We start from the raw sequence: 15325 nt of genomic DNA on the forward strand, positions 1-15325 counted from the left end.
GCATCGCGCAGGGCAGCCATGCGCTGCCGCAGTTCGGCGAAGCTGGGCATGGATTGTCCGCATGGCTTGACGACAACCTTGGTGATGCGGCTCAAGACAGGCCGCTTCGACACCATCCAGTAATGGATTGTCACAAACACCGCGATCTTTAGGAAAAATCTCCACGCGCGATGCTTTGAATTACACTAAATCCATAGACAAAGATCGATCCCGTGCTGAGCGCGTTTGTCTGGGTGGTCATATGGCAAAATCTCCCATTATTCTCAATGGCTTCACCATGAATGCCGTCTCCCATGTCGCCTACGGCCTTTGGCGTCATCCGGCCGACCAGGCCTATCGACATGCCGAGCTCGACTACTGGATCGAGCTTGCCAAAGCACTGGAGGAGGGCGGCTTCGATTGCTTGTTCATCGCCGACGCGCTGGGCCTTCTCGACGTCTATAGCGGTGGGTACGACGCCTCGCTGGCAAAGGGCGTGCAGTCCCCCGTCAACGATCCGCTGTTGCTGGTCTCAGCGCTTGCCGGCGCGACAAGCCGGCTGGGTTTCGGCGTCACCGTTTCGACGACCTACGAAAAGCCATATCTGCTGGCGCGCAAATTCACCACGCTCGATCATCTCACCAAGGGGCGGATCGCCTGGAACGTCGTCACCTCGCAGCTCGACAGCGCGGCGCGCAATCTCGGTCTCGACAGGCAGGTGGCGCATGACGAGCGCTACGAGATCGCCGACGAGTTCATGGATGTCGCCTACAAGCTCTGGCAGGGTTCCTGGGAAGACGGTGCCCTGGTGCGTGATCGCGGCAGCGCCGCCAACCCGGACGGTCTCTATACCGATCCGGAAAAGGTCCATCCGATCGTTCATTCCGGTCGCTACTTCAACGTTCCGGGTCCGCATCTCTCGGAGCCCAGTCCGCAGAGGGTGCCGGTGCTGTTCCAGGCGGGCGGTTCGCCGCGCGGCCAGCGCTTTGCCGCTCGTCACGCGGAGGTGGTCTTTGTCGCCGGCGCCGATGTCGATGGCATCCGCCGCAATGTCGCTGAGGTGAAGCGGCTTGCCCGCGATGAAGGCAGGGCTCCAGGCAGCATCAAGTTCATATCCGCGGTCTCGGTGATCACGGATGAAACCGACGCCGCCGCGGCCGCCAAGCTCGCTGACTACAGGTCGCACTACGATGTCGAAGGCGCGCTGGTGCATTATTCGGCAACGACCGGCATCGATTTTTCCAGGCACGATCTCGACCAGCCTATCCGCTACACCGAAACCGATTCCAACCGTTCCCTGCTGCGCATGTTCGATGACCCGTCGTCGGGCCGCCAGTGGACCTTGCGCCAGGCGTTCTCGCCGGAGGGCGGTTTCGGGCGCGGCAAGTCCTTTGTCGGCGGCCCCAAGACCGTTGCCGACGAGCTCGAGCAATGGCTGGAAGCCACCGACACCGACGGCATCAATTTGACGCATGTGGTCAGCCCCGGCAGCTTCATCGATTTCTCCGCCCACGTCGTTCCCGAGCTGCGGAAGCGCGGACGAATTCGCGAGGATGTCGGTCCCTCGCTGCGGTCCAGGCTCTTCGGGCGTGACAACCGGGTGCCCGCCGATCATCCGGCGGCGCAACACGCTTTCTCGCAGGGCCGTCAGCCGGAGGCTTTGGCATCATGACCATCCACGCCACCGTTCAGCATGAACAGCGCAGCGATTTCCAAGGCTGGGCCGAGAAGGCCGAGGAGGTCGTGCGCGAACTCAAGCGAACAGCTGCAGCGCGCGATCTGGCCGGGGCCGCCCCGCATGCCGAGATAGACCTTTTGCGTCTGGCCGGCCTGCTGACGATCTATATTCCGAAGCGATTTGGCGGCGGTGGCGCGACGCCGGCCGAAGTGCTCAGGATCGTCCGCATCCTGGCCAGGGGCGATACATCGATAGCCCAGATCGTCATCTACCATCTCTTCGGCACGGCAATCGGATTGGACGGCGACAACAAGTCCCTGATCGAAAGACGGCTTCAAGGCTTTCTCTCCAAGGGCTGGTTTCATGCCGGCATCGCGCAGGCCGCCTATGAGCCGCTTGTCGAGGCGAGGCAGGTGGACGGCGGTTTCGTGCTCAACGGCGCCAAGCCTTTCACCAGTGGTGCGCAGGTGGCCGACACGCTGCAGGTCTGGGTGCGCTTTGCCGGGAGCACCCGGATCGCCGGCACCGATGCCAGCGGTCATATCGGCCAGTTCATCGTCGCCAACCCCACGTCAGGCCTCAGCTTCGGCAATGACTGGGACAATATCGGCCAGAGGCTGACGGTGAGCGGCAGTGCGGCGCTCGAAAATGTCGCCGCATCCGCCGACGATCTGGTCGGGCATTGGCCTGATGATACGGTTCATCCGCCGCATGCCACGCTGCATGTGCCGATCGTTCATGCAGCCTTCGGCGAACTTTATCTCGGCACCGCCCTTGCTGCCCTGGAAGACGCCAGGGACTACATCACCCAACGCGGCAGGCCATGGCTGTCCTCGCCGGCAAAGAAAGCCTCCGAGGACACGCTGGTTGTCGAGCGCTTCGGCCGGCTTTCAATCGCGCTGGCGTCCGCGCAGGCGCTCGCGGACGCCGCCGGCGAGGCCGTGCAGCGCGCCTTCGAGCGCGGTAAGGATCTCACCGCGGAAGAGCGCGGCCGCGCCGCGGCAATCGCCTACCAGTCGAAGGTGCATTCGACCGAGGTCGCCCTGGAAGTGACGTCGCGGATATTCGAGCTCACCGGCGCCCGCTCCACGGCGCGCTCGTTCGGCTTCGACCGCTACTGGCGCAACGTCCGCACCCACAGCCTGCATGATCCCGTCCACTACAAGGTGCTGGAAGTCGGTGACTTCGCGCTTAACGGCCGTGTGCCGCCGCCAACCTACTATTCGTGAGCCGAAGCATGGCAAGTTCCACCCATAAGGCGGTCAAGCCTCTCATCCTCAACGGCTTCGGTATGACCGTGGTCGGTCACGTGTCGGCGGGCCTCTGGCGTCATCCGAGCGACCGCGCCAACACCTACACCAGCCTCGAATACTGGACCTCGCTGGCCAAGCTGCTCGACGACGGCGGCTTCGACGCGCTGTTCCTCGCCGACGCGCTTGGCCACCTCGATGTCTTCCGGGGGACACCGAATGCGTCGCTGCGCACCGCAGCCCAGTCGCCGGTCAACGACCCGCTGCTGCTGGTCTCGGCAATGGCCGCCGCCACCAAGCATCTCGGCTTCGGCATCACCGTGTCGACCACTTACGAGCAGCCCTATCTCCTGGCCCGCAAGTTCACCACGCTGGATCATCTGACCAAGGGCCGCATCGCCTGGAACGTCGTCACCTCGGTTCTGGAATCGGCGGCGAAGAATCTCGGCCTGGAGCGCCAGATCGACCATGACGAGCGTTACGATCTGGCGCAGGAATTCCTGGATGTCACCTACAAGCTCTGGGAGGGATCCTGGGAGGACGGGGCGGTCGTGCACGATCGCGAGAAGGGGCTCTACACCGACCCTTCCAAAGTCCATCCGATCGGCCATCACGGCAAATATTTCTCCGTGCCCGGCGCGCATCTCGCGCAGCCCAGTCCGCAGCGCACGCCGCTTCTGTTCCAGGCGGGAACCTCGCCGCGCGGGCGCGAATTCGCTGCTCGCAACGGCGAGGTGGTGTTCCTCGGCGGCACCAGCACGGCCTCCATCCGCCGCTCGGTCGAGGCGATCCGTGCCCGCGCCGTCGAACTCGGACGGGCGCCGGATGCGATAAAGTTTATCACCGCGGTCACCGTCATCACCGGAGCCACGGACGAAGAGGCCGAGGCCAAGCACAAGGACTATCTATCCTACACCAGTGTCGAAGCGGCCCTGGCGCTGTTTTCGGCATGGACCGGCGTCGACTGGTCGCAATACCCACTCGACCACCCGCTCGAATATATCGAGACAAATGCCGGCCGTTCAGCCCTTGCCAATCTGACGCGGATCGATGCCGACCGGCGCTGGACCGTGGCCGGGATCGCCGAGTATATCGGGCTCGGCGGCATCCATCCCAAGCTGGTCGGCTCACCGCAGAGGATCGCCGACGAGCTCGAACGCATCGCCGATGAATCCGGCGTCGACGGCTTCAACCTGGCCTATGTCGTCAGTCCGGGCACGTTCGAGGACTTCATCGAATTCGTCGTCCCGGAGCTGCGGCGGCGGGGTCGCATCCGGGAACGTGGTGCGCCCGGCACCACGATCCGCGAGCGCTTCCAGGGAGCGGGCCAGCGGCTGCTGCGCGACGACCATCCGGGAACAGCCGCACGCGATCGCTCGAACTGGGGTACCATTGTCGAGGCGGCCGAGTGAGCGGCATCCATCTCCACTGGTATCTGCCGACCAACGGCGACAGCCGGGAAATCGTCGGCTCTGGCGATGATTCCCATCTCGGCAACGGCCCGTCACGATCGCGGTTTCGGGAAGCGAGCCTCGATTATCTCTCGCTGGTCGCCAAGACCGCGGAGACGTTAGGCTTCGAAGCCGTGCTGACGCCGACCGGAACCTGGTGCGAGGATGCCTGGATAGTCACGGCAGCACTGGCGCAGGTCACCACGCGGTTGAAGTTCCTCGTCGCCTTCCGTCCCGGCCTGATCTCGCCGACGCTGGTCGCCCACCAGGCGGCGACCCTTCAGCGCATATCGGGTGGGCGGCTGCTGCTCAACGTCGTCACCGGAGGCGATCCGCTGGAGCAGAAACGCTTCGGCGATCATCTCGGCCACGACCAGCGCTATGAACGCACGGGAGAGTTCCTCGAGATCCTGCGCGGCGTGGTCCTGCCCGCCGGTTCGGGCCGGCGCTTCGATTTCAAGGGCAGGCACTACGACATCGAAGGCGCCCAGATCGATTTCGGCAAATGGCCGCTTCCCGATATCTTCTTCGGTGGCGCAAGTGGTGCTGCGCAAGCGGTCGCCGCCCGCCATGTCGACACCTATCTGGTCTGGGGCGAGAGCCCGGCAACCGAGGCTGCCCGGGTGGCGCATATGCGCGAGCTCGCCACTGCCCAGGGCCGCAAGCTGAGCTTCGGCATCCGCCTGCATGTCATCAGCCGCGACACCGAAGCGCAGGCCTGGGAGGAAGCCGAGCGGCTGCTGGAGCGGCTGACGCCGGAGCGCATAGCACAGGCGCAGGCAATCCTGGCGCGCACGGAATCGGCCGGCCAGCGCCGGATGAACGCGTTGCATAGCGACAGCGGCACCGGCACCGCGGCGCTCACCGCGCGCCGCGTGCGCGATCTCGAAATATCGCCGCATCTGTGGGCCGGCTACGGCCTGGTTCGCGGCGGCGCCGGCACGGCGATCGTCGGCAGCCACGAGCAGGTCGCGTCCCTCATCGAGGAGTACCACGCCGTCGGCTTCGACCACTTCATCCTGTCGGGCCAGCCGCACGTCGAGGAAGCCTATCATTTCGCCGAAGGCGCGCTGGCGGTCTTGAAATCGAAGGGGCTGCTCGCAGCCTGAAACATGTGCGGCCTCAGGTGGACGCGACAATGGAGCATGACGAGAAGACAATGTCGGACATTCAGATCTATCCGGGCCTCAGCGACGCCGAATTCGAGACCTGGGCCGAGAAGGCCCGCGACGTGGCGCAGCAACTCGCGGCAACGGCGCTCGAACGCGACCGGGCGAACAAGGACCCGGTGGAAGAATTGGCGCTGCTGCGCGACAGCGGCCTGCTCGGCTTGGCCGCGCCACGCGAATTCGGCGGCGCCGGCGCAAACCTCGTCCAGGCGCTCAAGATCAGCCGCATCATCGCCGCCGCCGACGGCTCGATCGGGCAGTTGATCGCCTATCACTATTCCAACGGTGTCTGGACCTACATTCTCGGCACGGCCGAGCAGTGGGAAAAGACGGCGCGTGGCGTCGGCGCGGAAGGCTGGTTCCAGGGCGGCGTCAGCAACCCGCGCGACCAGTGGAACGAGATCGAGCATGTCGGCGACCGCCGATTCCTGAACGGCAGGCGCACCTTCGCAACCGGCGCCTCGGTGGCCCAGGTCATCACCGTCAGCCTCTGGGACAACGGCAAACGCGCTCACTACCAGATCCCGCCGACGCGCCAGGGCATCAGCTTCGGCGGCGACTGGGACAATCTCGGCCAGAGACTGACGGCGAGCGGCAGTGTCACTTTCGACCGTGTCGAAGTCTTCGAGGATGAGCTGCTCAGCGCCCTCGACGATTATGAGGGCGATGTCGAATTGCGCGACGGCCTGCGCGTCCTGTTCAGCCAGCTCATCTTCATCAATTTCTATCTCGGCATTGCCGAGGGCGCTCTTGCCGCCGCCGCCGATCATGTCCGCCGCTTCGGCCGGCCCTGGCCGGAGTCCGGGCTGGAACGAGCGATCGACGATCCCTACCATCTGGTGCTGTTCGGCCGGCTATCCGCCGGCATTGCGGCGGGCATAGCAATCGCCGACAAGGCCGCGGCGCTTTACGAGGCGGCACTGCATGCCGGAGCGTCGGTGACGGCGCAGCAATGGGGCGAACTCGCAACGATCATCGACCAGGGCAAGATCGTCGCCAACGACGTCGTGCTCGACGTGACGGCGCGCATCTTCGAAGCGACGGGCGCGCGCTCGACGGCCAACAAATATGGCCTCGACATCTATTGGCGCAACGCGCGCACCCATACCGTCCACGATCCGGTCTCCTACCGGGCGCGCGAGGTCGGCACATATCTGCTGGCCGAAACGCTGCCGAGACCGCGAACCTATGCGCAGCCGCCGCAGCCGGAAGCGCACAAGCCTGAAGCCGTGCCCACGCGGAAGGCATCATGATATCGGATGTGCGCCTGCTGACCGGGAAGGCCGAACTCGCGCAGGCAGCACGCACCTTCCGCACGGCCATGGTCGGCCTGCCGCCGCTCGGCCCGATCGACGACGCGCTGATCGACAAACTGTTCGAGCCGGATCGCACCTGGGGCGCCTTCGACGGCGAGACGCTCGTTGGCACAACCGACTCCTATTCGGGACGGATCGCGGTTCCCGGCGGCGCCTGGTTGCCGCAGGCCGCGGTCACCCATGTCGGCGTGCTGCCCACCCATACGCGGCGTGGCGCCGCCACGGCGCTGTTCAAGGCGCAGCTGCGCGCCGCGCGCGAGCAGGGCGAGGCGGCGGCCACCTTGCGGGCCTCCGACGCGCGCATCTACGGCAACTTTGGCTATGCGATCGCCAATACTTCTGTCAGCCTGGAAGTCGACACCCAGCGCGCGCGCCTGCGGGCAGGGCTGACGTACACCGACAAGATTCGGCTGATCGACAGCGACGATGCCTGGGCGATACAGGCGCGCATCTACGCGGGTCAGCCTGTTTCGCGCGCGGGCGTCATCACACGCTCGGCCTATTGGTGGGATTTTCAGGCGTTGCGCCAGGCGCACAGCGGCACGCCTAACTACGTCGCCGTTCACGGCGACAAGGGTTCGGAAACCGGGTTCGTGCGCTATCACCCTGTCGGCCTCGACAGCTGGTTCACCAGCTCGGAACGCACCATCGTGGTCGATGATATCGTGGCCTACAGTCCGGCCGCCTATGTCGCGCTGGTCGCACATCTGCTGGCGGTCGACCTGCCGCATCGCATCGTCTTCTGGAGCCGTCCCGCAGACGATCTGCTGCCGTGGCTGTTCGAGGATTTTCGAAGCGTTCGCGTTTCGGCGGCGCGCGACGAAACATGGCTGCGGCTCCTGGACGCTGAAAAGGCTCTAACAGCCCGGTCCTATGCCGGGCAGGGCAGCGTCGTGCTGGAAGTCTCCGATGCCATCCTGCCCGAGAACGCGACCAGGCTGCGCCTCTCGCCAGAAGGAGCCGAGCGCACCAATCTGTCCGCCGCCGTGGTGACGGACGTGGCCGCGGTTTCGGCGGCCTATCTCGGCGGCGTGAAGTGGTGGCAGCTCGCGCAGACGGGGCGCCTCGGCGACTTCGACCGGGCTGCGGTCGAAACGCTCGACACGCTGTTCACGGCGCCGGTCTTGCCTCATTCCGGAACAATGTTTTGACAGGCGGAGCTAACATAAAATGTATTTTGAAAGTCTGTTTGAAAAATGGGTAATTTTATCTCAAAATTATGCTCGCTAAATGCAATGGTATTTTGAAGAATTATTTATAATCGGAGAGAAGTAATGACAACACATGTTGCGCGTAAGTTATTATTGGGAATTGCAGGCGGCATTCTGTCGATTTCTGTTCTTGGTTCATCAGCGCAAGCGGAGGATCTGAAACATGGCGGGGTCCTGCGGATTGCTTCGATCCAGTCCGATCTCGATGCGTTCGATCCACTCACCGGCTACAGCATCGATTCCTGGGAAATCCTGCGCGCAACAACGCGCCAGTTGGTGACCTATCCCGGCTCGCCAGCCGGCCTCAAGGAGGACACCACGCTCGTGCCGGATCTCGCCAAGTCCTGGGACATCAGCGACGACGGCAAGGTATATACCTTCCATTTGAAGGACGACGTGTTCTTCTCCGGCAGCCTCGAGCGCAAGATCGTCGCCAGTGATTTCGTCTATGGCGTCAAGCGCTTCTGCGATCCCAACAAGCAGGTCGCCGCCATCAACTATTTCAACCTCGTGATCTCCGGCTTCGTCGACTATTGCAAGGAATTCGCGAAAGTGCCGACAGGCGATCTCGCTGCGACCAAGGCTTTCACCGACACGCATGAGATTGCCGGCGTCTCGGCTCCCGACGAGCACACGCTGGTCATCAAGTCGGACACCAAGAACTACGACTTCCTCAACATCCTTTCGATGAATTTCGTGTCGCCGGTGGCGCCCGAGATCGCGTCCAAATATTTCCCGGACTCGCTGGAGTCGCGCAAGAACCTGCCGTCCAGCGGCCCTTACTATGTCGACACCTACGAGCAGGGTCAGAAGCTGGTTCTGAAGAAGGCAAAGAATTTCAAGCCGGAGTCCGACCAGGCGCGCAAGGCCTATGCCGATGAGATCGACATCGATTTCACCGCCAACAGCGAGGACAGCGTCGTCCAGAAGATCATCGCCGGTGAGGCCGATCTGTCGCTGTATCTCGACATCCCGCCCATTCCGACGATCCAGCGCTTCCTGTCGCAGAAGAGCCCCGACATCCATGTGACGAACAGTGGATCGGCGAACTTCATCACCTTCAACCAGCGGCCGGAGGTCAAGAGCGACGGGGCCGAGGCGCTGCGCAAGCTAAAGGTCCGGCAGGCGCTGACCTATGCGGTGAACCGCGAGCATCTGGCGCAGACGCAGGCCGGTTCGATCGGCGCTGTGCCGCTCACCCAGATCATCACCTCGACCATCCTTGGTTTCGAGAAGTTCGATCCGTACCCAACCGAGAGCTACAGGGGCGATCCGGCCAAGGCCAAGCAATTGCTTGCCGAGGCAGGCTATCCGAACGGCATCGCCTTCGACGCCATCTATCGCGGCAACGCGCAGTTCGAAGCGATTGCGGTGACGCTGAAGGAGGATCTGGAAGCAGCGGGTATCACGCTCAACCTGATCCCGATCCCGCCGACGCAGTGGTACGCTTTCATCCAGGATCCGAAGAGCCGCTGGGACGTGTCCCTCGGCGGCACATTCTCCCCGGACTGGCAGGGACCGAGCACGCGCATGCTGCTTGGCGGCTGGCTGAATTCGGACGCGGCACCTTGCGGCACCGGCAACGTCCACGCCATTTGCTACAGCAATCCGGAACTCAACAAGCTAGCGGCGCAGGCTTATCCGTCGGACGATCCGGGGCCGATCTGGACCAAGGCCGACAAGCTCGTCTCCGCCGACCTGCCATGGATCCCGTTGTTCGAGAAGCGCAAGGTCGTGGTCACTTCCGATCGCCTCGCCAACTGGGTGTGGTCGTCGCTGGCGGTCAATGCCGACATCACCAACATCGCTCTCAAGCAGTAGCAAGGCCGGACCGGCAAAAGGAGGCGCGCGTGCCCATCTTCTCTGTCGCCGATCTGCGCGTCGCGTTCGGCGGCGTGGACGTGGTGCATGGCGTCTCGTTTTCCGTCGAGTCGGGCAGGACGCTTGCCATCGTCGGTGAATCGGGCTCGGGCAAGAGCGTGTCGCTGCTCGGCGCCACCGGCCTTCTGCCACCGGCGGCGAGTGTTCGCGGCAGCGTGCTGCACAAGGGCGATGAGATACTGGGCCTCTCCGCCGGCGACCTGCGCCGGCGGAGAGGCGCCGATATCGGCTTCATCTTCCAGGACCCGCTCAGCAACCTTCATCCGCTAAAGACCATCGGCCAGCAGATCGCCGAAGCGATCACCGCCCACCGCAAGGTGGGACGCGGGGAGCTGCGTCAGCGCGTTCTCGATCTTCTGGCCGATGTCGGCATCCCCGACCCTTCGGCCCGCGTGAACGACTATCCCAGGCAGTTCTCGGGCGGCATGCGCCAGCGCGTGATGATCGCAGCGGCGATCGCGCTCAATCCCGGTCTGATCATCGCCGACGAACCGACGACGGCGCTCGACGTGACCGTGCAGGCGTCGATCCTTGATCTGCTGAAACGAATCCAGCAGGACCACGGCACGGCAATGATCTTCGTCAGCCACGATCTGGCCGTCGTTTCGGACATTGCCGACGATGTCCTGGTGATGCGCGCGGGGCACGTCGTGGAGCAGGCGCCGGCCGAGCTGATTTACAGGGCACCGCGCCAGGCTTACACCAGGGAGTTGCTCGGTGCGGCGCGGCTTGGCGGCCTTGTTGCACGCGCGGCGCGATCATCGCTACTCCCGGCGCTGCCGTCGATGCCCGATTTGCTCTCCGTCTCGGCAATCGCGCGTTCGTTCGCAGGCCGCTCCGCCGCAGGCGGTCTGATCAGGCCGGTGCTCACGGATATCTCGTTCACCGTCCGCGAAAACGAGATCGTCGGCCTCGTCGGCGAATCCGGTTCCGGCAAGTCGACAATCGGCCGGCTGATCGCCGGGCTCGACCGGCCGGACGAGGGCAGCATCTCCCTGCGGGAGCGTATCTATTCGCGTCCGGGTGTCGGCGGCATCGCCATCGACCGGCAATTGCGGTCGGACATACAGGTTATCTTTCAAGACCCCTATGCAAGCCTCAACCCGCGGCGGCGCATCCGGTCCATTCTGGCGGAACCCTTCATCATCGGCACCAGACTGGACGCCGCGGCGATACGCCGGCGCGTGCAGGATCTGGTGCGCGACGTGGAACTTCCCGACGACGTGCTGGATCGTTTCCCGGCCCAGCTTTCAGGTGGCCAGCGGCAGCGTGTCGCCATTGCGCGCGCCATCGCGCTCGAACCCTCGTTGATCGTCGCCGACGAGCCGGTATCGGCACTCGACATCACGACGCAGGCGAAGATCATCAGGCTGCTGCAGACCATTCGCCGGCAGCGAGGCCTGTCGCTGCTCTTCATCTCGCATGATCTCGGCGTCGTGTCGGAACTGTGCGACCGCGTCATCGTGCTGGAGAAGGGCGTCATCGTGGAAGCCGGCGAGACAGGCCGTGTCTTCGGCGCTCCCCGGCATCCCTACACGGTCAGGCTGATAGACGCGATCCCCGGCAAGGTCCTGCGGCGCAACCCGGTTCCCGAGCGGATCGCCGCGCATGCCTGAGATCCGTGCCCTGGCGTCCGTCCAGGACCACGTCCTGCTGGGGCACGGCGAGGTGGTGAATTCCTACAGGTCGCTGCTTGTGCGAGCGCTGCTGCGCGAACGGTCCTTTCGCATCGGCGCGCTGATCATAGGCTTCGTCACCGCCGGTGCGCTGCTGGCGCCAGTGGTCGCATGGCTGCTGGGGCACGGGGTGACGGAGCAGTTCCGCGATACGGCGTTGACCGAGATGGGACTGCCGACTGGCCCCACGTTCGAATTTCCACTTGGCGCCGACGGCAACGGCCGCGACGTGCTGGTCAGAACGCTCTACGGCGCGCGCGTATCGCTGGCCATCGCCATCCCGGCGACCACGCTTGCCATGATCATCGGCACCGCCATCGGCCTCGTCAGCGGATTTCTTGCCGGTCGCGTCGACCGCGTCATTTCGCAGGCGGTGGACGTCGCTTTGTCGTTCCCGTTCATCGTCACCGCGCTCAGCCTCCTGTCGCTGAACCGGGGCGTCGATGGCAAGCCGTTTGTTGCGCCCTCCCTGGTTGTGGTGCTGATCATAACCCTGTTTTCCTGGACCTACTTTGCCCGGCTGACGCGCGGCCTGGTGTTTGTCCTGCGCCGCAGCCCGCTGGTGGAAGCCGCGCAGACGATCGGCGCCTCGAAGGCCAGGATCATCATGCGCGAGATCCTGCCCAACATCGCGCCGGTCATCCTGGTCTACTGGGCGGTACAACTGCCGACCAACATCATCGCCGAAGCGACGCTCTCCTTCCTCGGCGTCGGCGTGCAGGCGCCGCAGCCGAGCTGGGGCAATATGATCGCCGAGGCGCAGCGCTCATCCCTCTACCAGTTGCAGCCATGGTTCCTGCTCGGACCCGGCATCGCGCTGTTTCTGACCGTGGCCGGCTTCAACACGCTGAGCGCTGGCCTGCGCAACGTCCTCGATCCCCATCGCCGCAGCGGGTGATGCCATGATCCGGCATACAGGCAGGCTGATCTTCCGGGCGCTCTCGACGCTGCTGATCGTGCTGGTGATTGCATTCTTCATCACCCGCATAGCCTACCGCAATCCGGCCGCCATGCTGGCGCCGCGCAACGCCAGCCAGCAGGCGATCGATGCCATAGCGCACGCGCTTCGGCTCAACGAGCCATGGTATCTGCAGTTGTGGTACTATCTCTACCGCGGCCCCGACATCCAGGGCGCGCCGATGGGGATCGCTCACTGGCCGCCGGCGCTGGGCTACTCCTTCCGCAAGCAGACACCGGTGACAGACCTCATCCTGTCCAAGGTGCCGGTGACGCTTTCGCTCGCCCTTGGTGCCGTCGTCATCTGGATGACGCTGTCGATCCTGCTTGGCGTGATTGCCGCGCGCCGGCAGGGCTCCTGGCTGGACAGGCTGATATCGGGCTTCGCCTATGCGAGCCTGTCGGTGCCGACGTTCCTCTCCGGCATCCTGATCTCCTATTTCCTGTTCTTCCAGCTCTCCAACTATGGGGTCTTCTGGTTTCCAAGCAGCGGTTATGTGCCGCTGACGAAAGATCCGTTCGAATGGGCCCGGCATCTGGCCCTGCCGTGGCTGACGCTGGCACTTGCCGAGATCGGCATTTTCCAGCAGCTGATCCGCGCAAGCATGCTTGAGGTTCTGGGCGAGGACTACATAAGGACGGCGCGCGCCAAGGGTGTTCCGGAATGGCGGGTCTATTACGATCATGCGTTGAAGGCCGCGCTCAATCCGGTGATCACGCTGGGTGGCCTGGAGCTTGCCGTCATCATGGGTGGGGCGATCGTCACGGAGACGATCTTCGGATTGGACGGCGTCGGCCGGCTGGCGATCAACTCGGCGCTTGAAGGCGATTTTCCGGTCGTCATCGGGACGACGATCTTCGCCGCGGCATCGTTCGTGTTCTGCACCTTCGCCGTCGACATCACAACCAGATGGCGCGATCCGGCGAGCCAGTCGTGACCGGTCGCCATCGGGCAATTCGCTCTCATTTCAGCACGGATATTGGGAAAAATATCCGCTCTTGCTGAAATCGATGAAGCACGTTCCCTTATCATAACCCCTTTTGTCTATAATCTTAGTACACAATTCGCACCGCAATTCGCAAGCAGATCGGCCGCGTCATTCGGTGGAGCCACACTCTCCTGCGGAGCGACATCTCAGGCTCCGCGATCAATTACTCGACAAGGTGAATTCACGATGATCTCCCGCCTGTTGCGAACCATCGTGCTGTCTCTGGCAGCCACGCTTCTGACGCTGACCGGACTTGCGGCACAGGAGGCGGGCGGGACGCTCAACCTGATCGTCCAGCCTGAGCCGCCGACGGTCAATATCGGCGTCAACCGTCTCGGGCCGACGACCTATGTCGGCAACAAGATCTACGAGAGCCTGTTGACCTATTCGGCCGATCTGAAGCCGCTGCCGCGCCTGGCGCAAAGCTGGTCGATTTCGGATGACGGCCTCGTCTACACCTTCAACCTGCGCCGCGATGTGAAATGGCATGACGGCCAGCCGTTCACGGCCAAGGACGTGGTGTTCAGCTTCCAGAAGTTTCTGCCGGCACTTCAGGCCCGCTCGCGACTCAACCTGGCGGAGGTGAAGGACATCGCCACGCCGGACGACCACACCGTGGTGTTCACGCTCAAGGCGCCGTACCCAGCCTTCATCTACGTCCACAACACCGCCGTGCTGCCGGCCCATCTCTATGAAGGGGTGAGCGACTTTCGCACCGCCGAGGCAAACAGCAAGTTCATCGGCACCGGGCCGTTCAAATTCGCCGAGTGGAAGAAGGGGTCCTTCATCCACCTTGTCCGCAACCCTGACTATTGGGATGCCGGCAAGCCCCATCTGAACGACATCTTCTTCCACGTCATCCCTGACGCCAACAGCCGCGCCATCGCTTTCGAAACCGGTCAGGTGGATGTGCTGCGCGCAGGCGACGTCGAGAACTTCGACATCACGCGGTTGGCCGGGCTCGATGCCGTGCAACTGACCGAGGCAGGCTGGGAATTTCTTCAACCGGTCGGCTACATCCACCTCAACAACCGCCACAAGCCGCTCGACGATGCGCGGGTGCGCCGGGCGATCGCGCATGCGATCGACCGCCAGTTCATCATCGACACGATCTTTGGTGGATTCGGCCACGAGACCAACGGCCCGCTGTCGCGCCTGTCGCGGTTCAAGGACACATCGGTCGAAACGAAATATGAATTCGACCTGACCAAGGCGAACGCCATCCTCGACGAGGCCGGCCTGAAGCCCGACGCCAACGGCGTGCGCTTCGAACTGCAGTTCGTTCCGCTGCCCTATGGCGAGCTGTGGCAGCGCGAGGCGGAATATATCCGGGAGGCGCTGGCGTCTGTCGGCATCAAGGTCAACATCGTGGCGACCGACGTGCCGGGCTGGTTCAAGCGGCTGACCACCTTCGACTATGATCTTGCCGAAAACTTTGTCTACACCACCCCCGACCCGGCAATCGGCATCAGCTATGCCTACACCACGCTCGAAGGCGACAATGCGGGCACGACCGGCGGCAATGTGCATGGCTATTCCAACCCCGAGGTCGACAGACTGCTGGCCGACGCCGCCCATGAGAACGACTTCGACAAGCGCAAGGCGCTCTATTCGCAAGCCCAGAAGATCATCTCCGCCGACGTGCCGCTGATCTGGACGCACGACATCGTCTTTCCGACGCTCTACCGAACCAAGGTTCACAATCTGATCGCGACCGGTCTCGGCACAGATGAAAACTTCGCCGATGTCTGGCTGGCGAAATAGCTGG

Annotated in this window: 11 protein-coding genes; all 11 read left to right on the top strand. The window is 63.7% G+C overall.

All coding sequences use genetic code 11. The features are described from left to right. Positions 1-241 precede the first annotated feature (241 nt). The 11 genes from NKH52_RS20210 to NKH52_RS20260 all read left to right on the top strand — a co-directional run bounded on the left by NKH52_RS20210 (position 242) and on the right by NKH52_RS20260 (position 15321). Positions 242-1651, top strand: a complete 1410-nt coding sequence (locus NKH52_RS20210) for an LLM class flavin-dependent oxidoreductase (protein ID WP_352734173.1) — start codon at positions 242-244, stop codon at positions 1649-1651. Continuing rightward, positions 1648-2886: an acyl-CoA dehydrogenase family protein gene (locus tag NKH52_RS20215; RefSeq protein ID WP_352734175.1), complete on the top strand. Its 1239-nt coding sequence runs from the start codon at positions 1648-1650 to the stop codon at positions 2884-2886. Before NKH52_RS20210 ends, NKH52_RS20215 begins: the two co-directional genes overlap by 4 nt. An 8-nt stretch (positions 2887-2894) precedes the next feature. Then, positions 2895-4319 carry an LLM class flavin-dependent oxidoreductase gene (locus NKH52_RS20220; RefSeq protein WP_352734177.1) on the top strand — a complete coding sequence of 475 codons (1425 nt, stop codon included), beginning with the start codon at positions 2895-2897 and terminating at the stop codon, positions 4317-4319. Further along, positions 4316-5467, top strand: coding sequence for an LLM class flavin-dependent oxidoreductase (locus tag NKH52_RS20225; RefSeq protein WP_352734179.1), 1152 nt, complete (start codon positions 4316-4318; stop codon positions 5465-5467). Before NKH52_RS20220 ends, NKH52_RS20225 begins: the two co-directional genes overlap by 4 nt. A 50-nt stretch (positions 5468-5517) precedes the next feature. Then, positions 5518-6780, top strand: coding sequence for an acyl-CoA dehydrogenase family protein (locus NKH52_RS20230; protein WP_352734181.1), 1263 nt, complete (start codon positions 5518-5520; stop codon positions 6778-6780). After that, positions 6777-7994, top strand: coding sequence for a GNAT family N-acetyltransferase (locus NKH52_RS20235; RefSeq protein ID WP_352734182.1), 1218 nt, complete (start codon positions 6777-6779; stop codon positions 7992-7994). The genes NKH52_RS20230 and NKH52_RS20235 overlap by 4 nt, the downstream gene beginning before the upstream one ends. 123 nt (positions 7995-8117) lie before the next feature. Next, the gene (locus NKH52_RS20240) at positions 8118-9875 is read left to right on the top strand and encodes an ABC transporter substrate-binding protein (RefSeq protein WP_352734184.1); all 1758 of its coding nucleotides are present in this window, start codon (positions 8118-8120) and stop codon (positions 9873-9875) included. 29 nt (positions 9876-9904) lie between these two features. Beyond that, positions 9905-11551, top strand: coding sequence for a dipeptide ABC transporter ATP-binding protein (locus tag NKH52_RS20245; protein ID WP_352734186.1), 1647 nt, complete (start codon positions 9905-9907; stop codon positions 11549-11551). Then, positions 11544-12509, top strand: a complete 966-nt coding sequence (locus tag NKH52_RS20250) for an ABC transporter permease (RefSeq protein ID WP_352440730.1) — start codon at positions 11544-11546, stop codon at positions 12507-12509. Before NKH52_RS20245 ends, NKH52_RS20250 begins: the two co-directional genes overlap by 8 nt. 4 nt (positions 12510-12513) lie before the next feature. Further along, a complete protein-coding gene (locus NKH52_RS20255) occupies positions 12514-13506 on the top strand; it encodes an ABC transporter permease (protein WP_352734188.1) in 993 nt (330 codons plus the stop codon). Positions 13507-13743: 237 nt separating this feature from the next. Beyond that, on the top strand, positions 13744-15321 hold the full coding sequence (locus NKH52_RS20260; RefSeq protein WP_352734190.1) for an ABC transporter substrate-binding protein: 1578 nt from the start codon (positions 13744-13746) through the stop codon (positions 15319-15321). Positions 15322-15325: the final 4 nt, after the last annotated feature.

Source organism: Mesorhizobium sp. M1066, from assembly GCF_040318635.1.
Taxonomy (GTDB): Bacteria; Pseudomonadota; Alphaproteobacteria; order Rhizobiales; family Rhizobiaceae; genus Mesorhizobium.